Annotated in this window: 21 protein-coding genes; 12 read left to right on the top strand and 9 right to left on the bottom strand. The window is 72.9% G+C overall.

The annotated features are described in order from the left end of the window. The first annotated feature begins 83 nt into the window (after positions 1 to 83). Positions 84 to 668, top strand: coding sequence for an SAM-dependent methyltransferase (locus tag ACFV0Q_RS21290; RefSeq protein WP_385007587.1), 585 nt, complete (start codon positions 84 to 86; stop codon positions 666 to 668). On the opposite strand, the gene ACFV0Q_RS21285 is transcribed toward ACFV0Q_RS21290, so the two are convergent. The 3 genes from ACFV0Q_RS21285 to ACFV0Q_RS21275 form a co-directional block, all read right to left on the bottom strand. After that, positions 640 to 1584 (bottom strand): 5'-nucleotidase, encoded by a 945-nt coding sequence (locus ACFV0Q_RS21285; RefSeq protein ID WP_385007591.1) that lies wholly within the window; start codon positions 1582 to 1584, stop codon positions 640 to 642. The two genes, ACFV0Q_RS21290 and ACFV0Q_RS21285, sit on opposite strands and share 29 nt — an antisense overlap. A 598-nt stretch (positions 1585 to 2182) precedes the next feature. After that, positions 2183 to 3301 carry a fatty acid desaturase family protein gene (locus tag ACFV0Q_RS21280; RefSeq protein ID WP_385007585.1) on the bottom strand — a complete coding sequence of 373 codons (1119 nt, stop codon included), beginning with the start codon at positions 3299 to 3301 and terminating at the stop codon, positions 2183 to 2185. A 7-nt stretch (positions 3302 to 3308) separates the two neighbouring features. Continuing rightward, positions 3309 to 4364 carry a ferredoxin reductase gene (locus ACFV0Q_RS21275; RefSeq protein ID WP_385007582.1) on the bottom strand — a complete coding sequence of 352 codons (1056 nt, stop codon included), beginning with the start codon at positions 4362 to 4364 and terminating at the stop codon, positions 3309 to 3311. Between the two features lie 86 nt (positions 4365 to 4450). Here ACFV0Q_RS21275 and ACFV0Q_RS21270 point away from each other — a divergent pair, with 86 nt between their 5' ends. Beyond that, positions 4451 to 5590 carry a helix-turn-helix domain-containing protein gene (locus ACFV0Q_RS21270; RefSeq protein WP_385007580.1) on the top strand — a complete coding sequence of 380 codons (1140 nt, stop codon included), beginning with the start codon at positions 4451 to 4453 and terminating at the stop codon, positions 5588 to 5590. A gap of 230 nt (positions 5591 to 5820) precedes the next feature. On the opposite strand, the gene ACFV0Q_RS21265 is transcribed toward ACFV0Q_RS21270, so the two are convergent. Both ACFV0Q_RS21265 and ACFV0Q_RS21260 read right to left on the bottom strand, forming a co-directional pair. Further along, a complete protein-coding gene (locus ACFV0Q_RS21265; RefSeq protein WP_385007578.1) occupies positions 5821 to 7344 on the bottom strand; it encodes an aldehyde dehydrogenase family protein in 1524 nt (507 codons plus the stop codon). A gap of 56 nt (positions 7345 to 7400) precedes the next feature. Beyond that, positions 7401 to 8711 (bottom strand): GAF domain-containing protein, encoded by a 1311-nt coding sequence (locus tag ACFV0Q_RS21260; RefSeq protein ID WP_385007576.1) that lies wholly within the window; start codon positions 8709 to 8711, stop codon positions 7401 to 7403. Between the two features lie 741 nt (positions 8712 to 9452). Between ACFV0Q_RS21260 and ACFV0Q_RS21255 the strand changes: the two genes are divergently transcribed. Both ACFV0Q_RS21255 and ACFV0Q_RS21250 read left to right on the top strand, forming a co-directional pair. Further along, positions 9453 to 9635: a hypothetical protein gene (locus ACFV0Q_RS21255; protein WP_266579123.1), complete on the top strand. Its 183-nt coding sequence runs from the start codon at positions 9453 to 9455 to the stop codon at positions 9633 to 9635. 26 nt (positions 9636 to 9661) lie between these two features. After that, positions 9662 to 10222 carry an MOSC domain-containing protein gene (locus ACFV0Q_RS21250; RefSeq protein WP_385007574.1) on the top strand — a complete coding sequence of 187 codons (561 nt, stop codon included), beginning with the start codon at positions 9662 to 9664 and terminating at the stop codon, positions 10220 to 10222. Positions 10223 to 10293: 71 nt separating this feature from the next. On the opposite strand, the gene ACFV0Q_RS21245 is transcribed toward ACFV0Q_RS21250, so the two are convergent. Beyond that, positions 10294 to 11091 carry a hypothetical protein gene (locus ACFV0Q_RS21245; RefSeq protein WP_385007572.1) on the bottom strand — a complete coding sequence of 266 codons (798 nt, stop codon included), beginning with the start codon at positions 11089 to 11091 and terminating at the stop codon, positions 10294 to 10296. Between the two features lie 134 nt (positions 11092 to 11225). Here ACFV0Q_RS21245 and ACFV0Q_RS21240 point away from each other — a divergent pair, with 134 nt between their 5' ends. After that, positions 11226 to 12140, top strand: a complete 915-nt coding sequence (locus ACFV0Q_RS21240) for an oxygenase MpaB family protein (RefSeq protein WP_385007570.1) — start codon at positions 11226 to 11228, stop codon at positions 12138 to 12140. Between the two features lie 54 nt (positions 12141 to 12194). Here the strand turns inward: ACFV0Q_RS21240 and ACFV0Q_RS21235 are convergent, their stop codons facing one another. Continuing rightward, positions 12195 to 12803 (bottom strand): class I SAM-dependent methyltransferase, encoded by a 609-nt coding sequence (locus tag ACFV0Q_RS21235; protein WP_385007589.1) that lies wholly within the window; start codon positions 12801 to 12803, stop codon positions 12195 to 12197. Between the two features lie 168 nt (positions 12804 to 12971). Between ACFV0Q_RS21235 and ACFV0Q_RS21230 the strand changes: the two genes are divergently transcribed. The 5 genes from ACFV0Q_RS21230 to ACFV0Q_RS21210 are packed head-to-tail and all read left to right on the top strand — an operon-like array spanning position 12972 to position 17996. After that, the gene (locus tag ACFV0Q_RS21230; protein WP_385007568.1) at positions 12972 to 13781 is read left to right on the top strand and encodes an MHYT domain-containing protein; all 810 of its coding nucleotides are present in this window, start codon (positions 12972 to 12974) and stop codon (positions 13779 to 13781) included. Between the two features lie 48 nt (positions 13782 to 13829). Further along, positions 13830 to 16439: a nitrate- and nitrite sensing domain-containing protein gene (locus tag ACFV0Q_RS21225; protein WP_385007566.1), complete on the top strand. Its 2610-nt coding sequence runs from the start codon at positions 13830 to 13832 to the stop codon at positions 16437 to 16439. Further along, positions 16439 to 16954, top strand: coding sequence for a roadblock/LC7 domain-containing protein (locus tag ACFV0Q_RS21220; RefSeq protein WP_385007565.1), 516 nt, complete (start codon positions 16439 to 16441; stop codon positions 16952 to 16954). The genes ACFV0Q_RS21225 and ACFV0Q_RS21220 overlap by 1 nt, the downstream gene beginning before the upstream one ends. 17 nt (positions 16955 to 16971) lie before the next feature. Continuing rightward, complete coding sequence (locus ACFV0Q_RS21215; RefSeq protein WP_385007562.1) at positions 16972 to 17352, top strand: DUF742 domain-containing protein; 381 nt, start codon at positions 16972 to 16974, stop codon at positions 17350 to 17352. Then, a complete protein-coding gene (locus ACFV0Q_RS21210; RefSeq protein ID WP_385007560.1) occupies positions 17352 to 17996 on the top strand; it encodes an ATP/GTP-binding protein in 645 nt (214 codons plus the stop codon). Before ACFV0Q_RS21215 ends, ACFV0Q_RS21210 begins: the two co-directional genes overlap by 1 nt. A gap of 27 nt (positions 17997 to 18023) precedes the next feature. Here the strand turns inward: ACFV0Q_RS21210 and ACFV0Q_RS21205 are convergent, their stop codons facing one another. Beyond that, positions 18024 to 18452 (bottom strand): PPOX class F420-dependent oxidoreductase, encoded by a 429-nt coding sequence (locus tag ACFV0Q_RS21205; RefSeq protein WP_385007558.1) that lies wholly within the window; start codon positions 18450 to 18452, stop codon positions 18024 to 18026. A 106-nt stretch (positions 18453 to 18558) separates the two neighbouring features. On the opposite strand from ACFV0Q_RS21205, the gene ACFV0Q_RS21200 reads away from it, so the two are divergent. Beyond that, a complete protein-coding gene (locus ACFV0Q_RS21200; protein WP_042800536.1) occupies positions 18559 to 18957 on the top strand; it encodes a roadblock/LC7 domain-containing protein in 399 nt (132 codons plus the stop codon). A gap of 155 nt (positions 18958 to 19112) precedes the next feature. Beyond that, entirely contained in the window at positions 19113 to 19979 is an 867-nt protein-coding gene (locus tag ACFV0Q_RS21195) for a DUF6397 family protein (RefSeq protein WP_385007556.1), read from the top strand. Here ACFV0Q_RS21195 and ACFV0Q_RS21190 read toward each other — a convergent pair. Beyond that, positions 19943 to 20344, bottom strand: a complete 402-nt coding sequence (locus ACFV0Q_RS21190) for a YchJ family protein (RefSeq protein WP_385007554.1) — start codon at positions 20342 to 20344, stop codon at positions 19943 to 19945. The genes ACFV0Q_RS21195 and ACFV0Q_RS21190 overlap by 37 nt on opposite strands. Positions 20345 to 20417: the final 73 nt, after the last annotated feature.

The raw sequence follows: 20417 nt of genomic DNA, 5'->3' as shown, positions 1-20417 counted from the left end.
GGTCCGGCGGATGTCGTCCGGGCCGACGTCCGCCGGGCACTGGTGAGGACCCGCTCCGGGGCGGGTCGCCGGGGCGCCCTTCATTGACCGCGCATTTCGTCGGCGCCGGGCCCGGAGCGGCGGATCTGATCACCGTCAGGGGTCGAGAGCTTCTCGGCCGCTGCGGTCTGTGTCTCTACCCGGGGAGCATGACCCCCACCGACCTGCTCGCTTTCTGCCCGCCGGACGCGTCCGTCGTCGACGCGTCGAATCTGCCGCTCGGGGAAGCCGTCGCGCGGATCGTCGCGGCGCATCGCCGGGGTCTGGACGTGGTGCGCCCGTGCTCGGGAGATCCGTCGCTGTACAGCACGGTCGCCGAGCAGACAGAACTGCTTCGCGTCGCCGTAATTCCCGAGCCCCTCCGGGTCCGCCGTACGCGGCTTCACCACGACCGGGCGGCCGTTCAGGTAGATCCGGAAGGTCGAGCCGAGCGGGTCGGGGTTCTTGCCCCAGGTCGCGCCGTGCAGGCGCAGGGGGTGCGAGTCGTCCCCCCCGCCGCTGCCGAGCCGGGCCTTCCGATCGTGACCGGGACAGCTGCGCTCGTCCGGGGGCTGGCAGGCGCGCTGGCCGATGCACGAGGCATGGTCGCAAGTACGCCACTCATTCAGGCCCCGGAAGGGGTGCATTGACGACTCCGAACGGTACGTGAACGCTTGGGGTGGCCGGCGCCGTGCCGGTCAGGTGGGAGACCTGGTCGTCGAAGAAGATGTGCGGGTCGAGGGCGCTCATCACGGCGGCCTTGTCGATGCCGCCGAGGAAGAAGGCGTCGTTGACGCGCAGTCCCCACTGCTTGAGGCTACGCACGGCACGTTCGTGTGCGGGGGCGTCCCGGGCGGTGACCAGGGACACCCGTAGGCGGGGCTGATAGGCGGGGTCCTTGCGGCGTTCTTCCTCTTCGCGGCGCTGGATGCGGTTGATGCCCGCGAGGAAGTCCTTCAAGGGACCTGGGTCGTGAGGGGTGGCCGCATTGAGGACTTCGTGCGCGCGGAACCCGTCGATGCCGGCGGTTCGGTAGATCCGCTCAGAGGAGTCGCCCGCCAGTACGCCGTCGAAGTCGAAGGCGATACGGAGTTCCTGGTCGGTGTCGTCATCGACTCGCTCGGTCTTGAGTACATGCCCCGCCGGCAGGCCGTCGGCCACTGCTTCCCGAACGTCGGAACCGTTGGCCGACAGGAACAGGGACATGTTCAGAGCGGGCATGAAGCGGTGTGGCGACCGGCCTTGCTGGAACACGGCCCGACTGATGTGCAGGCCGTGCGCCGCGATGGAACGCATGACGCGGAGCCCGGTGTCCGGGTCATTGCGTGACAGGATGATGACCTCGACCAGCGGATCGAGGGGCTCCGCGAGGTCGTTCAGCGACAGCAGGCGCCGGACGAAGGGGAAGGCCACCCCCTTGTCCAGGACGTCGTCCACGTGGGCCTCCTGGTACCTCCGGTACGCGTCCTCACCCTGCTCCCGGAACACCGCGTCGCAGTCGGCGAGGTCGAACAGGGCGCTGGAGGCGATCCCGATGACGACACGGTCGGACAGGTCGTACTCCATCTCGCCCCCTGCTGGCACACGTGCAACATCGAGATGGTTATTGCCTGTTCGAATATGCCGAAAACGTGTGCGCCCCTGCTCGGTAACCAGCTGCGCTCCGGGCGGCCGCGTCTCGTTCGCTCCTCCGAATGGTGGACGGTGGTCGTCGCCCAGCGGGCGCACGGCCCAGTCTGGCGCGTGCAACTGATTCGCCCCGTCCGCCAGGTGTCGTAAGACGGCCCCAGTGGCCTGCGTGCCCGCGAGTCCGGAGACCTGCCCGTTGCCCGCACGCGGACGATTCCGTGTGCAGACATCCCGGTGACTCGTGGGCGGGGCGGCGTGCAGAGCGAGATCGGCCGACCGCACGGGTCGCAGCCGTCCTTCTCCGGTACCCCTTCGCGTCTCCGCGTCCCCTCGGGGTGTCAGGGATCCATCCCGTGAAGGGGATCTTCGTGACCATCACGTCCGCAGCCTCGGCAGCAGGCGCCACCGCCGACGGCTACCCCCGCCAGGGCGGGAACCGAGAGCTGAAGAAGGCGATCGAGGGCTACTGAAGGGCATCTCGCCGAACCCGGCGGCGCCGCCGGTGCGGCCGAAAGATCTGAACCGCTACCGGGAATCAGGCAGCGACGAGCTCCTGCTCGCGGTCCGGCGCATCGACCTTGGGCTTCTTGTTCGGCAGCGAGAGCCGGAAGACCTTGTGCCACGCGGAGAACACCTGCTTGGGCAGCGGCCCGGTGACGTACTCCAGCTCGTACTTCTCGAACAGCGCGCGCACCCTCACCGCGACCTCGGCGTACCGGTTGCTCGGCAGGTCCGGGAACAGGTGGTGCTCGATCTGGTGCGACAGGTTTCCGGTCATGAAGTGCATGGCCTTGCTGCCGCTGATGTTCGCCGAGCCCATCATCTGGCGCAGGTACCACTGGCCGCGCGTCTCGCCCTTGATCGACCGGCGCTCGAAGACCTGCACGCCCTCGGGGAAGTGCCCGCACATGATCACCGAGTGGGACCAGATGTTGCGGACCAGGTTCGCGGTGAACGTGGCGGCGAGCGTGGTGAGGAACGACGGGCCCGACAGCAGCGGGTGGATCACGTAGTCCTTGAGCACCTGCTTGCGGATCTTGCGGCCCACGGCCTTGGCCCGCGCGCGGAACTCCGGGTTCTTGCGGCGGCGCTTGTGGAGGTTCTTGCCGAGCTCCAGGTCGTAGGCTGCGATGCCGTACTCGAAGAAGCAGGCGTTGAGGAAGTTCCACAGCGGCTGGCCGAGGTGGAACGGGTGCCACTTCTGGTCCTCGTCGACGCGCATGATGCCGTAGCCGAGGTCGTTGTCCTTGCCGATCACGTTGGTGTATGTGTGGTGCAGCTCGTTGTGCGAATGCCTCCACTGATCGGACGGCGAGACGTGATCCCACTCCCAGGTGGTGGAGTGGATCTTCGGGTCCCGCATCCAGTCCCACTGGCCGTGCAGGACGTTGTGGCCGATCTCCATGTTGTCCATGATCTTGGCCACGGACAGCCCGGCGGTGCCGATCAGCCACGCAGGCGGGAAGATCGAGAAGAGCAGCACGCCCCTGCTGACCAGCTCGAGCTTGCGCTGCGCCGAGATGACCTTGCGGATGTAGGCGGCGTCCTTCTCGCCGCGGCTGGCGATCACCTCGTCGCGGATCGCGTCCAGCTCGCGGCCAAGTTCCTCGATCTGCTCCGCGGTCAGGTGGGCCGTGGGGTCGATGGCGGTCAAGGTGCTCCTACCGTTCGATGTCGCAGGGGCCCGCCGCGGCGGACACACAGGTCTGGATGAGGACGCCCGGCTCGGCCTCGGTGATCTCGCCGGTGCGCAGGTCGCGGACGGCACCCGCCTTGAGCGGAGTGACGCAGCCGAAGCAGATGCCCATACGGCACCCGGACGGCATGAGCACGCCGGCCTCCTCGCCGACGTCCAACAACGGCGTGGCGCCGTCCGCGTCGACGGTCTTGCCGGTGGCGCTGAACGTGACCTCGCCGCCCTCGCCGGCGACGACGATGCCGGGGCGGAAGCGTTCGGTGTGCAGGCGCTCTCCGACGCCGTGGCCGCTCCAGAACTCCTCGGCGGCGTCGAGCAGGCCCGCGGGCCCGCAGGCCCAGGTCTCGCGCTCGGCCCAGTCGGGTACCAGTTCGTCGAGTCGGGCGATGTCGAGCACGCCGTCCGTGTCGGTGTGCACCTCGGTGAGCCGCAGCTTCTCGGCCGCGACCAGGTCGTGCAGTTCGTCGCGGAAGATCACGTCTTGCGGCTGTGGCGCGCAGTGGACCATGACGACGTCGTCGAAGTCGATGTCGCGCAGCATGCCCATCACGGGCGTGATGCCGCTGCCGGCCGTCAGGTAGAGCACCTTGGCGGGCTTGGCCTGCGGCAGTACGAAGTCACCGGTCGGCTGGTCGAGCTGGACCAGCGTGCCCGGTTTCGCCCTGCGGACCAGGTGGTTGCTGACCTTGCCGTCCGGGATCGCCTTCACGGTGATCGTGACGCGGCCGTCCTGGCGGTTCGTCGGCGAGGTGATGGAGTAGGCGCGCCACAGGCGCCTCCCTTCGACGTCGACCCCGATCCGCACGTACTGTCCGGCCGTGTGGCCGCGCCAGCCCCTTCCCGGCCTGATCACGATGGTCGCGGCGTCAGCCGTCTCGGGGTGCACGGCCTCGATGCGCCCACGCAGGTCAGCGCCCGCACGCAGCGGGCTGACCAGGTCGAGGTAGTCCGACGGCAGCAGCGGCGTCGTGATCATCTCCAGCAGTTTCCACGCCCCACTGCGGAGGGTTGCACTCGTCATGACCCCAGCTTGATGCGCCTGAAGGCGTAAAGTCCTGACCGCAAGACGTAAATTTGGTCGGCTGGATTGTTCGCAGGGAATAAATTATGAGCCATCCAATCCGGAGAGTCACCGAACTGGTCCTGGAGCAGGCGACGGTCACCGCCATTCGGGCCGGGCTGAAGACCACCGCCGACGAGGTCGTCCAGGCGATCATCGACGAGGTCCCTCCCTACGCCAACGCCCTTTCGGGCCGCATGGGCGTCACCATCCGCCGAGCGGTCCGCACCGCCCTGGGGCACTATCTGGACCTCGCGAGCGGGACCGCCACGGGCGGCGACGCCGGTGACGCGGCCTACGAGCTGGGCCGCGGCGAGGTGCGCGACGGGCGTTCGATGGACGCCCTGCTCAGTGCCTACCGCGTCGGCGCCCGCGTGGCCTGGCGATGCCTGGCGGCGGGTGCCGTACCCGCAGGTCTGCCCGCCGCCGAGGTCGCCAAGTTCGCCGAGCTGACCTTCGCCTACATCGACGAGCTCTCCGCCGCGAGCGCCGCGGGCCACGCCGACGAACTGGCCGCCCGGGGCCGGGACCACGAGCGCCACCTGGAACACCTGGCCCGCGACCTCCTCGCCGGCGCGAGCCCGGACGTGCTGCTGGCCTCTGTTCAACGGGCCGGGTGGCAGCCCCCGGTTTCGCTGACCGCCGTCTTGCTGCCCGCCGCCCAGGCCCGGCCTGCCTACCGCGCGCTCGACCCGAGCACCCTCGTCCTCGACGATCTGCCGGACGCCTTCGGCGTGCTGCTCGTCCCCGACGCCGACCGGTCGCATCTCTTGCGGCAGCTGACCGACCGCACCGCCGTGGTCGGCCCGGCCCGGCCATGGACTCGTGCGTCCGCCTCGTACGCACGAGCCGCACGTGCGCGCTCCCTCTCCTCCGACATCCGCGACACCGAGGACCACTTGCCCGAGCTGGTGCTGAGCGCCGACGTGGACGCGTTCGCAGACCTCCGGGCCCGAGCCCTCGCACCGCTCCGGACCTTGCCTGTCGCGACCGCACGGCGGCTGGAGGAGACGTTGCGGGCGTGGCTGCTTCACCAAGGCAGGCGGGACGAGGTGGCGGCGGCGTTGTTCGTCCATCCCCAGACCGTCCGGTACCGGATGTCGCAGCTGCGGGAGCTGTTTCCGGATCTCGCATCGCCACACCGGGTCCTCGAGCTGACGCTGGCGGTCGGTCTTCGGGTCAGCTGACGCGTACTTCGACCGTCCGTGACCGAGTTCGCGAGACCGCGTCAGCCAGGGCGTGCCACCCGCCCGGCGAGCTGGGCCTGGTCCGCGACTGGTCCGGAGCAGCCGGTCTGGAGTGGGAGAGGGGCGGAAGGAACCGGGAGGAACTGGACGGATGGACACCCGTGTCGAGCGGGTCGCGCCGACGGCGCCTGACGGGCGAAAGCCCAGGTCAGGCGCCGTCTTTCATGCCCCTAAAAGAAGCCGAGCCTCTTCGGGGAGTAGCTGACCAGGAGGTTTTTGGTCTGCTGGTAGTGCTCCAGCATCATCTTGTGGGTTTCGCGGCCGATGCCCGACTGCTTGTAGCCGCCGAAGGCGGCGTGTGCCGGGTAGGCGTGGTAGCAGTTCGTCCAGACGCGGCCCGCCTGGATGGCGCGGCCCGCGCGGTACGCCGTGTTGATGTCGCGGGTCCAGACGCCCGCGCCCAGGCCGTACGCCGTGTCGTTGGCGATGCGGACCGCGTCGTCGAAGTCCTCGAAGGAGGTCACCGACACCACCGGCCCGAAGATCTCCTCCTGGAAGATCCGCATCCGGTTGTCGCCCTCGAAGATGGTCGGCTGGACGTAGAAGCCGCCCGCCAGTTCGCCCTCCAGCTCGTGCTGCATGCCGCCGGTGAGCAGCTTGGCGCCCTCCTGCCGGCCGATCTCCACGTACGACAGGACCTTCTTCAGCTGTTCCTCGGAGGCCTGCGCGCCGATCATCGTGTCCGTGTCCAGCGGGTGGCCCGGGACGATCAGTTCCGTGCGGGCGACCGCCGCGTCCAGGAAGTCGCCGTAGCGGCCGCGTTCGATCAGCGCGCGCGAGGGGCTCGTGCAGACCTCGCCCTGGTTCAGCGCGAACATCGTGAAGCCCTCCAGGGCCTTGTCGCGCAGGTCGTCGTCGGTCGTCCAGATGTCGTCGAAGAACAGGTTGGGGCTCTTGCCGCCGAGTTCGAGGGTGACCGGCTTCAGGTGCTCGGCCGCGTACTGCATGATCAGGCGCCCCGTGGAGGTCTCCCCGGTGAACGCGACCTTCGCCACCCGCGGGCTCGACGCGAGGGGCTTGCCCGCCTCCTCGCCGAAGCCGTTGACGATGTTGAGCACGCCCGGCGGCAGCAGGTCGGACACCAGGCTCAGCCAGTAGTGCACCGAGGCGGGCGTCTGCTCGGCGGGCTTGAGGACCACCGCGTTGCCGGCCGCGAGCGCCGGGGCGAGCTTCCACACGGCCATCAGGATCGGGAAGTTCCACGGGATGATCTGGGCGACCACGCCCAGCGGCTCGTGGAAGTGGTAGGCCACCGTGTCGTCGTCGAGCTGGCTGAGCGCCCCCTCCTGGGCGCGCAGCGCGCCCGCGAAGTAGCGGAACTGGTCGATCGCCAGCGGCATGTCCGCGGCGAGGGTCTCGCGGATCGGCTTGCCGTTCTCCCAGGTCTCCGCGACCGCGAGGGCCTCCAGGTTCTGCTCCATCCGGTCCGCGATCCGCAGCAGGATCGTGGAGCGCTCGCCGGCCGAGGTGCGCCCCCAGGCCGGAGCCGCCGCGTGCGCCGCGTCCAGGGCGCGTTCCACGTCCTCCGCCGTGCCCCGCGCGACCTCGGTGAAGGGCCGGCCGGTGACGGGGGAGGGGTTCTCGAAGTACTGGCCCCGCGCGGGTTCGACGTACTCGCCGCCGATGAAGTGGCTGTAGCGGGACGCGTAGGACATCAGCGCGCCCTCGGTACCGGGCGCAGCGTAACGGGCCATGGTGTTCCTCCCCTTGCCGGGCGCCGGCCACCGTCGGACGGCGCTCGGGGAGGACGCTAGGGGCGGGCAGGTTGCGGGTACGTTGCACGCCCCCGGGGGAACTCCGCCGGGCCGGTGCCGAGTTCCGCGTCGAGGGCCCGTACGCGGGCCAGCGCGGCCGGCCGGTCCCGGGGAGGCAGGGCCGCGGCGAGCGCCCGCCACACCGCCGGGTCGTCCGCGCCCCACGGACCGCACACCCAGTCGGCCAGCAGCCCCGCGTCCGCCCGTGCGATCACCGCCGCCCGCGCCTGGTCCTCGATCCGCCGCCGCAGCCGTACGACGCCGGGCGCGCCGGAGGACGGCAGCAGGGGGCCCGGGTACCGGGTGAGGGCCGAAGAGACGGCGCCCGCCGCCAAGTGCCGGGTCACGGCGGTGAAGTCGGCCTCCAGCGGGGCGGCGGTCCGGTAGGGGCGGGAGAGCAGGTTCCCGGCGCCGAGCAGGGTGCGCAGCCGGGACACCTCTGCCCGCAGGGTCACCGCCGAGACGGACTCGTCCTCGTACAGGGCGTAGGCCAGTTCCTCCCCCGACAGCCCCTCGGGGTGGTGTGCGAGCAGGGCCATGATCTCGCTGTGCCGCCGCCCCAGGGTGATCCGGCGGCCGCCGAGCACCAGCAGCGCCTCGTCGCGGCCGAGTGCCGTGAGGCGGTCCGGCTCGGTGGCCTCGGGTGGCGGTGCGAGCAGGGCCAGCTGGGCCTCGGCGGCCCGGGCCACCGCCTGGACGAACGCCAGCGAGTGCGGGTGTGCCAGTCCGTCGCCGCCGGTGATGTCGACGGCGCCGAGCACCTGCCCGGTGGCGGGGTCCCGGACGGGGGCCGCCGCGCAGGTCCAGGGGTGCACGAGCCGGCTGAAGTGCTCGGCTCCGAAGACCTGTACGGGTTCCCCGAGCGCGACCGCCGTGCCGGGCGCGTTGGTTCCCATCGCGGTCTCCGCCCAGCGCGCCCCCGGTACGAAGCCCAGCCGCTCGGCCCGCCGCAGGGTGGCGGATTCCCCCTCGACCCACAGCAGCCCGCCCCGCGCGTCGCACACCGCGAGCAGATGGGCCCCGTGCGCCGCGAACGTCCCTACGAGGTCCCGGACGAGCGGCATCACCCGGGACAGGGGGTGCTGCGCGCGGTAGCTCCCGAGGTCCGCCTCCGCCAGCTCCAGCCGGGGCGCGCACTCCGGGCTGACCCGGGCCCGCGCGCACCGCCGCCAGGACTTCGCGATCACCGTCCGGACCGGGGCCTCGACGCGCCCGTCCAGGGTGAAGGCGTCGTGCGCCCGCCGCAGCACGCGCGTGCGCTCGACGGGATCGGCCCCGCCCGGCAGCGCCAACGACGGATCGCCCATGTCACCCTCCCGAGGGCCCGTGGCGCCGCGGTACGCGGAGCGCCCCCATCGTGGTGCGGCCACCGCCCCCCGACAAGCGCTACGTCGGCCAGACCACGCCGAAACCTGCCTGGGGCCGGACTCGGAATCCCGATGTGCGTCCCGGGCCGGGTGCCGGGGCGTGGCTCCGGGGTGTCCGGTGGGGGCAGGGGTGTCAGGGCCGCCGCCTCCTCGGCCAGTCCCGGCGGCACCTCGCCGTCCAGCAGCGCGGCGGCGCCCCGGAACGCGCCGGAGGGGGTGCTGGACGCGGGCCCGGCGGAGGTGGCGGCGGCGGACGTCCGGGCCGGGGTGAGGGCGGGCAGGGAGGTGCCGACGGGCAGTACGAGGGCGCGGACGGTGGCGCGGCCCGGCTCCGGGGTGACGACGGGGAGCTCCTCGCAGGCCGCTCCGTCGAAGGGGTCCCGGCCGTCGGGCCGCCAGAAGGCGATCCGGCCGTCGCGGGGAGGGTCCGCGGGCAGGAAGACGGCCGCACAGTGGAGCAGGCCGGAGATCTCGGAGCGCACGCAATCCCCAGACGCGACTACGGGGGCGGGGCGGGGCGGGGCGGCCGGGAGTGACCCACACGAGGGGCTCCCGGGCCACGGCGACCCGGTGACCCGGGTCACCGCGCGAGCTGCTCCGGCGGCCGGGAACGCACGCTCCCGACCGCGCGTTGTGCAAGTAGGCAGATGACGTGGAAGAAGAAGGAGGAGGTGTCCGCAGATGTCGAAGGGCGCGAAGATCGCGGTCGGCGCGGTCGTGGCAGCCATCGTGCTGTACACCCTGCTCGGGTTCTGGGCGGGACTGGCGGTCCTGGTCGGGGTCCCGGTCGTGGCCTATCTCCTGCTGGACTCCTCCCAGAAGCGCCGTCTGCGGGGTATATCCAGGAAGCAGCTCGGCCGCTGAAGGCGGCCGCAGGGGGGACGCCTCATATGAACACCGCTTACCGGAACACCGCACAGATCGCGGCGGTCAGCAGCAACCCCGAATACTCCTTCACCAAACCCAACCGGGCGAGCATCACCCTGCTCGCCGGACTGGGTGTGGAGGGCGATGTGCACGCGGGCGTCACGGTCAAGCACCGCTCGCGGGTTGCGGCGGATCCGACGCAGCCGAACCTTCGGCAGGTGCACCTGATCCACCGCGAGCTCTTCGACGAGGTGGCCACGGCGGGGTTCAGCGTCGAACCGGGCGAGCTCGGGGAGAACGTGACCACGGAAGGCATAGACCTGCACGCCCTGCCGACCGGCACGCTCCTGCGCCTCGGCGAGGAGGCGGTGGTGGAGGTGACGGGCCTGCGCAACCCGTGCCCGCAGATCAACGCCTTCCAGGACGGGCTGCTCAAGCAGGTCGTCGGCCGCGACGAGGACGGCCGGGTGGTCCGCAAGGCCGGGATCATGGGCGTCGTCCGGCAGGGCGGCACGATCCACCCCGGCGACACCATCGAGGTCACCCTCCCGGCACCGCCGCACGTCCCGCTCGAACGCGTCTGACGGCGACGGCCACGGCGACGGCCGACGGATCCCCCGAAAGGCCGCGGCGCCGGAACCCGCCGCCGCGGGTGTCAGGCCGGGCGGATGGCGACGCGGTCCAGTGCCGCCAGCAGCTCGGAGAGCTCGGGGAGTTCCGGCAGGTCGGGGCCGCCCGCCCGGGGCACGGCCAGGACCTCACCGGGTTCCTCGTCCAGCAGGACGAAAGCCGCGTCGCCGGTCCGGGCCACCAGCGACCAGCCGGGCCCGTCGGCCCGGACCGTCCGCGCGCCCTCGCCGGCGAAGGCGGACCGGACCCGGCCCGGCGGCGGTGCCTGCCGGGTGTACGCCGAGGCCTCCCGCAGCGCCCGCGCCAGCCCGGGATGCGCCGCGGCCGCCGCCCCGCCGTCCGTCGCGACGCGCTCACGCCAGTCCGCCCACTCCCGGGCGATCTGGTCCGCACCCAGGCGCCGCTGCACGGGCCCCCAGGCCGCCCCCGAGGGCGGAGCCAGCGGCACCCGCCCGGTGCCGTCCGCGCCCTGCTCCGGATCGTGCGGTTCCGGAATGCCCGGCGCCGCCACCGTCAGCTCCAGTGGCCAGCCCGCCAGCGAGACCACGATCGTCCGCTCGTCCGGAGACAGGTCGTACTCCATGCCGCAGTCCCACGAGGCGATGGCGGTGGCCACGAGCGAGACGTCGTCCACGACGACCGTCCAGCGCGCGCCCTCCTCGTCCTGCCCGAGCACCAGCCCGTACCCGTCGGCGACCGGTGGCACGCCCAGCAGGGCACAGGCCTCCGGGAAATCGTCGCCGAACACCGCCGGGAACTGCGTGGGGGTCAGCAGTACGGCGGTCAGCACGTACAGCGAGCCCCCGTCCTCCTCGTCGGACACGTGGCCTCCCGATCGCTCTGTCGTCGGCGCACCTTAACCAGCGGGTAACACGCACGTCGAGAGTCCACGGCGGCCGATTTTCAAGCCCGCTACCTGCACGTAGAGTTGGGCACCCGCCACAGAAAGGGACACCGGTGCAGCGTTACGACCGGCTCAGGGAGATCCTCCGCCTCGACCCCGACAAGGACTTCCTGGCCATCTACCGGCTCACCGCCACCTACGAGTTCCCCTGGGACTTCTCGCGCGCCCTGGAACTCGCGCTCCTCCGCACGTACGCCGTTCCCGCCATCGGCGCCCTCCTCGCCGAGACCGCCGAGTTCACCGAGCGCGCCCAGAAGCGCTACGACGACACCGCGCTGCTCCTCGACGCGGTCGTGGAGCACGGTTTCGACAGCGACACGGCGCGCACCGCGATCCGCCGCGTCAACCAGATGCACCGCAGCTACGACATCTCGAACGACGACATGCGCTACGTCCTGTGCACGTTCGTGGTCATCCCCACCCGCTGGATCGAGGCCTACGGCTGGCGCCCGCTGACCCACCACGAGCGCCGGGCCTGCGCCAACTACTACGCCACCCTCGGCAGGCACCTCGGCATCCGGGACGTTCCGGGCTCGTACGAGGAGTTCGAAACCACCCTGAACGCCTACGAGCGGGCCCATTTCGGCTGGGACGAAGGCGGCCGCAAGGTCGCCGACTCCACCCTCGACCTGATGGCGTCCTGGTACCCGGCACCCCTGGCCCCCGCCGTGCGCAAGGCGAGCCTCGCCCTGCTCGACGAGCCGCTGCTCAGCGCCTTCCGCTACGAGCCCCCGCGCCCCGGTCTGCGGCGGTTGGTCCGCGGCGCCCTGTGGCTGCGCGGCCGCACGGTACGGCTGCTGCCGCCCCGCAGCGCACCGCACTACGTCCGTCAGAACCCGGAGATCAAGGGCTACCCCGACGGCTACGACGTCGGCGAGCTCGGTACGTTCCCCGTACCCGGCGCGGGCGGCTGCCCCGTGCCGCACCCGCGCCGGCCGGCCGGAGCCGAGGCCCAGCCTCCCGCGTAGCCCCCGGGTGCCGTGGGGGCCCCGGCGCGCGGGCCGACGTAGGAGAGGAATGCCTCAGGGGCGGCGGGCCGCCAGGACCAGGAAGCGGGCGTCCTCGTCGGCGTACGAGGTCATGTCCCAGCCCGAACCGGACAGCAGCGGGCGGAGGTTGTGCTCCGCCCGCAGGTCGTCCGGGGTCAGCTCGCGGCCGTGGCGTGCGGCGAGCGCGGCTCGCCCGATCGGGTGAAACAGTGCGAGCCGGCCGCCGGGGCGCACCACACGCGCGAGCTCGCGCAGGTTCGCCGCCGGGTCGGGCAGGTGCGCGATGAGCCCCGCCGCGAACACCGCGTCCAGGACCCCGTCGCGCAGCGGCAGCCGGGCCACGTCCGCGCGCAGCAGCGTGCCGTCGGCCCCCCGCCCGGCCTCCCGGGCGGCGGTCAGCATCCGCTCGGTGAGGTCCACGCCGAGCACGGTTCCGGACGGCCCGACCGCCGCGCGCAGCGGGGTCAGGGCCCGGCCGGTGCCACAGCCCGCGTCGAGCACCCGGTCGCCGGGGCCCACGCCGAACTCGCGCACGGCGGTCGCGAAGGCGGGGCCGTCCTCGGGGAACTTGCGGTCCCAGTCGGCGGCGCGCGACCCGAAGAACTCCTGCACGCGCGTGTGGTCTTCGTTCGTACGGCTCATAGGGCTCATGCCCCCATGATCCCGCACCGGTGCCGCCTGCGGGGCGTGTGCAAGGTGGCACGTGGTGTGATCGGAGATGAACGTAGCTCTGTCATATTCCAGCAGTTCCAGCGGCTTTCGAAATGCTCCCCGTGTTCGTGCCCTCACCCGGACTAGCGTCCCGTGGCCATGGGACACCTGGACCACGCCGCCTATGGCTGGCTGACACCCGCACTGTCATATGTGATGGCATCGATCGGCGCCGCCCTCGGCCTGCGCTGCACCGTCCGCGCGCTCGCCGCGACCGGAACCTCCCGCCGCAACTGGCTCCTCACGGCCGCCTCCGCCATCGGCACCGGCATCTGGACGATGCACTTCGTCGCGATGCTCGGCTTCCACGTCACCGGCACCGAGATCCACTACAACGTGCCGCTGACCGTCCTCAGCCTGCTCGTCGCGATGCTCGTCGTGGGCGCCGGCGTCTTCGCCGTCGGCTACGGCAAGGCGCGCGGCCGGTCCCTCGTCCTCGGCGGCCTGACCACCGGACTCGGCGTCGCGAGCATGCACTACCTCGGCATGGCCGCCCTGCGCCTGCACGGCCGGATCGGCTACGACCCGCTCACCGTCGGGCTCTCGGTCGCCATCGCCGTCGTCGCCGCCACCGCGGCCCTCTGGGCCGCGCTCAACATCAAGTCCGCGGCGGCCGTCGCCGTCGCCTCGCTCGTCATGGGCCTGGCCGTCAGCAGCATGCACTACACCGGGATGCTGGCCGTATCCGTCCGCGTCGCCCCCTCGGACCAGGCCCTGCCCGGAGCCACCGCGCTGCAGTTCATCTTCCCGCTCGCGGTCGGGCTCGGCTCCTACCTGTTCATCACCGCCGCCTTCGTGGCGCTGTCCCCGACCGCCGACGAGCGGGCCGCGACGGCGTCCGCCCCGGGCGCCCAAGGAGCGGCGGGCGCCCCGGTCCGTCCGGGGCAGGGCGCCGTCCCCGCCCGCTGAGCTCACCGCCGCCCCCTCCCGACACGTACCGCCCGGAACGAGGAACCCATGCGCACACCCCGCAGAAGACCGGAAGCGGCCGCCCCGCGGCCGCCCGTGCCCCCGGCGCGCGGCCGCCGGGCGCACGCCGGTCCCCCCGCCGAAGAGGCGCCGGGCCCGGACCCGCGTACCCTCCCGGCCGGGGGCGTGCCCGCCGCCGCGCGCCCCCGGATCCGGCTGCGGCCCGCCACCGTCCGCGCGAAGATCGTCTCCCTGCTGATGGTCCCGGTCGTCTCCCTGCTCGCCCTCTGGGCCTTCGCCACCGTCAGCACCGCCCAGGACGTCGCCCGCCTCAGCCGCGTCCGCCAGGCCGACTCCGAGATACGCACCCCCCTCGCCGCCGTTCTCACCGAGCTGCAGGCCGAACGCCGCGCCGCCGTCCGCTTCCTGGCCGACCCGGCCACGGCCGCCGACCAGGCCGCCGCCCTCGAACAGCAGGCCCGGCGCACCGACGACGCGGTACGGCGGCTCCGCCTCGGCGACGCACACACCGTCGCCGAATCCGGCGACTACCGCCCCGACGTGGTCGCCCGGCTCGGCGCCTTCGTCGCCGGAGCGGGAGGGCTCGGCGCGGCCCGCAAGGACGTCGCCGAGCGCCGCGCGACCCCGGACGCCGCCTACGAGACCTACACCCGCGTGGCCGACTCCGCCCTCGCCGCGGAGGGCGCCCTCAGCGGCGCCCAGGACGCCGAACTCGGCCCCGACGCCCGGGTCCTGCTGGAGTTCGCCCGCGCCGGGGAGATGCTGTCCCGCGAGGACGCGCTGCTCGCGCTGCCGGGCCCGCGCGACGCCGACGCGCTGCGCCGCCTGACCGGAGCCGTCGAGACCCGCCGCGCACTGACCGCCGCCACCGCGGCCGACCTGCCCGCGGCCCAGCGCGCCGCCTGGGAGTCCGTGGCGAGGGGCGCCTCCTACGCCGAGCTCACGGGCGCCGAGGACAAGGCACTGACCGCCGCCCCGGCCGCTCGGGAGGCCCCGCGCGGGGCGCCCGCCGGCTGGGAAGCCGCGTACACGAGCGTCAGCGGCTCGATGCGCGAGATCCGGCAGACCGCGCGGGACGGGACGGCGGACCGCGCCGACCCGCTCGCCGACGGGGTCCTCAGCCCCGCCGGGGCCGCCGTGCTGCTGGGCCTGGCCGCCGTCGCCGCCTCGCTCGTCATCTCCGTCCGCATCGGCCGCGCCCTGGTCGTCGAGCTCGTCTCCCTGCGCAACACCGCCCTGGAGATCGCCCACCGCAAGCTCCCGCACGCCATGGACCGGCTGCGCGCCGGCCAGGAGGTCGACGTCGAGACCGAGACCCCGCCCGGGCCGCCCGCCGAGGACGAGATCACCCAGGTCGGCGCGGCCCTGTCCACCGTCCACCGGGCCGCTCTCAGTGCCGCCGTCGAACGCGCCGAACTCGCCAGCGGGGTGAGCGGCGTCTTCGTCAACCTCGCCCGCCGCAGCCAGGTCCTGGTCCACAAGCAGCTCACCCTGCTCGACTCGATGGAACGCCGCGCCGACGACCCCGGCGAGCTCGGCGACCTCTTCCGCCTCGACCACCTCACCACCCGCATGCGCCGCCACGCGGAAAGCCTGATCATCCTCTCCGGCGCCGCTCCGGGCCGGGCCTGGCGGATGCCGGTCCCGCTGACCAACGTGGTGCGCGCCGCCGTGTCCGAGATCGAGGACTACCCCCGCGTCGAGGTACGCGGCCTCGCCGAAGCCGCCGTCACCGGCGGGTCGGTGGCCGACCTCACCCACCTCCTCGCCGAACTCATCGAGAACGCCACCCAGTTCTCCCCGCCGCACACCAAGGTCCGCGTCAGCGGCGAACCCGTCGGCGCCGGATACGTCCTGGAGGTCGAGGACAGGGGACTCGGCATGGGCCGCGAGGTGCTGGCGGCGGCCAACCGCCGGATCGAGCACTCCGAGGACCTCGACCTCTTCGACAGCGACCGCCTCGGCCTCTTCGTCGTCAGCCGCCTCGCGTCCCGCCACGGGGTGCGGGTGCACCTGCGCCCGTCGCCTTACGGAGGCACCACCGCGGTCGTGCTGCTGCCCAACTCCCTCCTCCAGGGCGCACTCGAAGCCGGCGCGCCCGATCCGGAGGCCACGGCCGGGACCGCGCCCCGGGCCGATGAGGAGGAGCGGCGGCGGTCCCCTGCCGAGAGTGCCGTACGAGAGACCGTGCGCGGCATCCCGTCGCCCGGCCGGCCCCCCGCGCCGGCGCCCGTCCTCCCCCCGGCCCCCGTCTCCGCCGCGGAGCGCGCCCCCGTACGGCACGAGCCGCGTTCCGCCCCGGTCGCCCCGCTCCGGCCGCGCGGCCCCGGTGGCGCGGGTACCCGTACGCACCCGGAGTCCGCGCCCGTCGGCGCACCCGCGCCCGGCCCCGCCGCCGGGTCGGTGACGGAACTGCCGCGCCGGGTGCGCCAGGCCAGCCTGGTCCCGCAGCTGCGCGAGGCACCCGCCGCGCAGGCCCCCTCCGAGGGCGGCCGGACCGAGGCGGAGGCCCCGGGCCGCAGCCCGGAGCAGGCCCGGGACCGGATGGCGGCCTACCGGGCGGGCTGGGACCGCGGGTCCCGGGAGAACGCGAACGCGAACAGCGGCCCCCACGCAGGCAGCGAAGGAGAAGTGTGATGATCGAACACCACAGAACCGGCCACGGGACCGGGCACGGAACCGGCCACGGGACCGGCCGCGGCGTCGACCACGGCGTCGACCACAGGACCGACCCCGAAGGGATCCGCCGGTCCGGCGAACTGGACTGGCTGCTGGACGACCTCGTGACGCGGGTCCGCGAGGTCCGGCACGCCGTGGTCCTGTCCAACGACGGGCTGGCCGTGGGCTCCTCCCGTGCGCTGAGCCGGGAGGACGCCGAGCACCTGGCGGCCGTGGCCTCCGGCTTCCACAGCCTCGCCAAGGGCGCGGGCCGGCACTTCCACGCCGGGGGCGTGCGCCAGACGATGGTGGAGATGGACGAGGGGTTCCTGTTCGTGGCCGCCGCCGGTGACGGCTCCTGCCTGGCCGTCCTCAGCGCGGCCGGGGCCGACATCGGGCTGATCGCCTACGAGATGGCCCGGCTGGTCAAGCGGGTCGGCGAGCACCTGTACACCCCGCCCCGGTTCGCGGCCCGCCCGCCGGCCGCCGGGTGAGAGCGGCGGTCCGGCGGATGAACGGCCAGTGGTACGACGCCGAGGCGGGCCCGCTGGTGCGCCCGTACGCGATGACGGGCGGGCGCACGAAGCCGGGACCCCACGGGGTGCGCTTCGACCTCATCGCGCTGGTCGTGGTCGACCCGGCCGCGGCGGGCGCGGGGGAGGAGTCGCTGCTCGGCCCGGAGCACCGGGCGCTGCTCGGGCTCTGCCGGGACGAGACGCAGTCGGTGGCCGAGCTGGCCGCCGACGCGGACCTGCCGGTGGGGGTGGTGCGGGTGCTGCTGGGGGACCTGCTGGAGGCGGGGCACGTCAAGGTCAGCCGTCCGGTTCCGCCTGCCCGGCTGCCGGAGATGCGGATTCTGCGGGAAGTCATCGAAGGGTTGCGAGCGCTGTGATGGGACTGCACGACGACGGAGCGGCGGGACCGGGGGGTTCCGGGACGGACGAGGAACTGGCCGCGCTCGCCTTGAAGATCCTGGTGGCGGGCGGCTTCGGGGTCGGCAAGACCACGCTCGTGGGCGCGGTCAGCGAGATCAGACCGCTGCGGACGGAGGAGCTGCTGAGCGAGGCGGGCGAACGCGTCGACGACACCGACGGCGTCGAGAAGAAGACCACGACCACCGTGGCCATGGACTTCGGCCGGATCACGATCCGGTCCGGACTGTCCCTGTACCTGTTCGGGACGCCGGGCCAGGACCGGTTCTGGTTCCTCTGGGACGAGCTCTCGCAGGGGGCTCTGGGTGCGGTCGTCCTCGCCGACACGCGGCGGCTGGAGGACTGCTTCCCCGCGGTGGACTACTTCGAGCACCGGCGGATCCCGTTCGTGGTGGCCGTCAACTGTTTCGCCAACGCCCGCCGTTACGGGGCGAACGAGGTGGCGCGGGCGCTGGACCTGGAGCAGGGGACACCGGTGGTGCTGTGCGACGCCCGGGACAAGGACTCGGGGAAGGAAGTGCTGATCCGGCTCGTCGAGTACGCCGGGCGGATGCACACCGCCCGGCTGCTGGACTCGGTCGGGCCGCAGGCCGATCCCGTGTGACGCGGTACCGGACCCGGAGGCCGTCGGTTACTCGGCGATGCCGGCCACCGCGATCACCTTGTCGATGGGGACGCGGACGAGGAGTTCGCCGGGGACGGCGTTGCGGCGGCCGAAGGCCTCCCCGTGCTCCTCGCCCATGTAGCGGGCACCGATCCGCGTCGCCCACGGCAGCATGTCGTCCACGTCGTCGCTGATGTGGGCGCGTCCCTGGAGGACGACGTAGGAGAAGGGCGGCCGGTCGTCGTCCACGCAGAGGGCGACGCGGCCGTCACGGGCCAGATTCCGCCCCTTGACGGTGTTGCCGCCGGTGTTGAACACGAAGGAATCACCGTCGAGAACGAACCAGATGGGAGCGATGTGAGGGCTTCCGTCCTCGCGGACGGTGGACAGCTTTCCGGTGCGGGTGGAGTGCGAGACGAACGCCCGCCATTCCTCTTGAGTCATCTTCTGTGCCATGGGTCCATCCTCCTTGCCGGAAAGGCCCTGGTGGGGAAGGCTTGCGCCACGACCAAGCGGGGTGGGGCGCGGCCACGTCGGCCGCGTCAACGGGGAGGGGCTGGAAATGGCACTGGACAAGCAGCTCGACTGGTTGCTGGACGATCTGACGCGCAGGGTCCAGCAGGTCCGTCACGCGGTGGTGCTGTCGAACGACGGGCTGGTGACGGCGGCGAGCGCCGGGCTGGCGCGGGAGGACGCCGAGCACCTCGCGGCCGTCGCGGCCGGGCTGCAGAGTCTGGCGAAGGGGTCCGGACGGCACTTCCGGGCGGGTGAGGTGCGCCAGACCATGGTCGAGTACGACGAGGGGTTCCTGTTCGTCGTCGCGGCCGGCTCGGGCAGCTGCCTGTGCGCGCTGAGCGCGGCGGAAGCCGACATCGTGCAGGTGGCGTACGAGATGACGCTGCTGGTCAACCGGGTGGGGGAGCACCTGGGCGTCGCGGAGCGGCGGATCACGGGGGGCTGACAGCTGAGTTGGCGCGCTGAGTTGGCGCGCTGAGTCGGCGCGCGGAGTTGGCCCGGGGGGTGCCTCGCGGAGTTATCCACAGGCCTCGCACGGTGTCGTCGCGCTGAGTTACGGTCTTCACACAGAGTGATCGCCACTCGTGGGGGAGGACCGTGATGAAGGTGGAAGCGCTGGAGCGTGCGTCGGCGTCGGTCGATGAGGATCTCCGGGAGGAGCCCGGACCTGATCTCCGGCCGGAGGTACGGGGAGACGCGCGGCCGCAGGAACTGCTGGGCGGCGTCCGCGCGGCCGGGGAACTGGGCCTGCGCCGGAGCGAGTTCGCCCGGGCCGTCCAGCTGGGGCTGGTGCGCGCCGGCCCCCGGGCGCCGAGCGGAGCCGCCCGCTTCGCCCGGGCCGAGCTGGACCGGGTCAGGGCGCAGGAGGGGTTCCCGCAGGCCCTGCGGGAGCGGGTCGAGACCGTGGCCGGCGCCGATGCGGGGGCGGAGGTGCTGGGGACCGGCCCGAGCCGGTTCACCCGGCTCGCGCGCTGCGGGCACCTCACCCCCGTCGGCTACCGGATCAACCGCTACCGGGCCGTCGTCTGGCTCTATCTGGCCGGGGAGCTGAGGGAGTTCGCCGCCCGGGAGCCGGGGATGCTGACCGGGGCCGCACCACCGCAGGACCGCGAGCTGGTGGCGGCCGGGGCGGATCTGCGCCCGCGCCGCTGGCGGGGGCGGCATGTGGGGCTGCTGCTGAGAGGAACCGCCGACCCGTGGGAGCGGGCCGCCGTGCTGGCCTCCGTACTCCCCGAGCCGGACGTGCGCCAGGCCGTCCCCGACCCGGCGGAACGGATCGTACTGGCCGCGCTCGCGCCGCCCCCGCCCTACGGTCACCCACAGGCCCCGGCGGCCGCGGCGGTGGCCCACCGGCTGCTGCTGGCGGAGCCGCCGGACGAGGTCCACTGGTACCGCACCAGCCTCGACTTCGCCCTGACCGGGGCGCGGGGTCAGTCGAACTCGACGGGGGAGAGGGGGCCGACGTAGACCCAGGCCCCCGCCTCGCGGGAGAAGGCGCTGTGCTCGCGCAGCGAGCCCGTGTGGCCGCCCTCGCGGTAGTGCGCCCGGAACTCCACCGACCCCTCCGTCTCGAACATCCCGCCGCGCTCGGTGGCGAGGATCTCCAGCCGCTCCCAGCGCTGCCCGGGATCCAGGTCGAGCCGGGCCGGGCGGGTCGAGGGGTGCCAGGACCGCAACAGGTAGGCGGTGTCACCGACCGCGAAGGCGCTGAAGCGGGAACGCATCAGCAGCTCGGCGGTCGGCGCCTGCCGGTCGCCCGAGTGGAAGCGGCCGCAGCACGCCGGGTAGGCGGCGGGCAGCCCGCAGGGGCAGGGGAGGTCCGGGGTGGCCATGTGCGCTCAGCTCTTCGGGGCGTCGGGTGGTGAAGGGGGCTTCGGCTGGGGGAGGGTGACGGAACTACTGCGG

It is taken from the genome of Streptomyces sp. NPDC059564, assembly GCF_042735575.1.
In the GTDB taxonomy this organism is placed as follows: domain Bacteria; phylum Actinomycetota; class Actinomycetes; order Streptomycetales; family Streptomycetaceae; genus Streptomyces.
The sequence above is the reverse complement of the archived record's forward strand: the minus strand, read 5'-3'. Positions and strand labels throughout refer to the sequence as shown.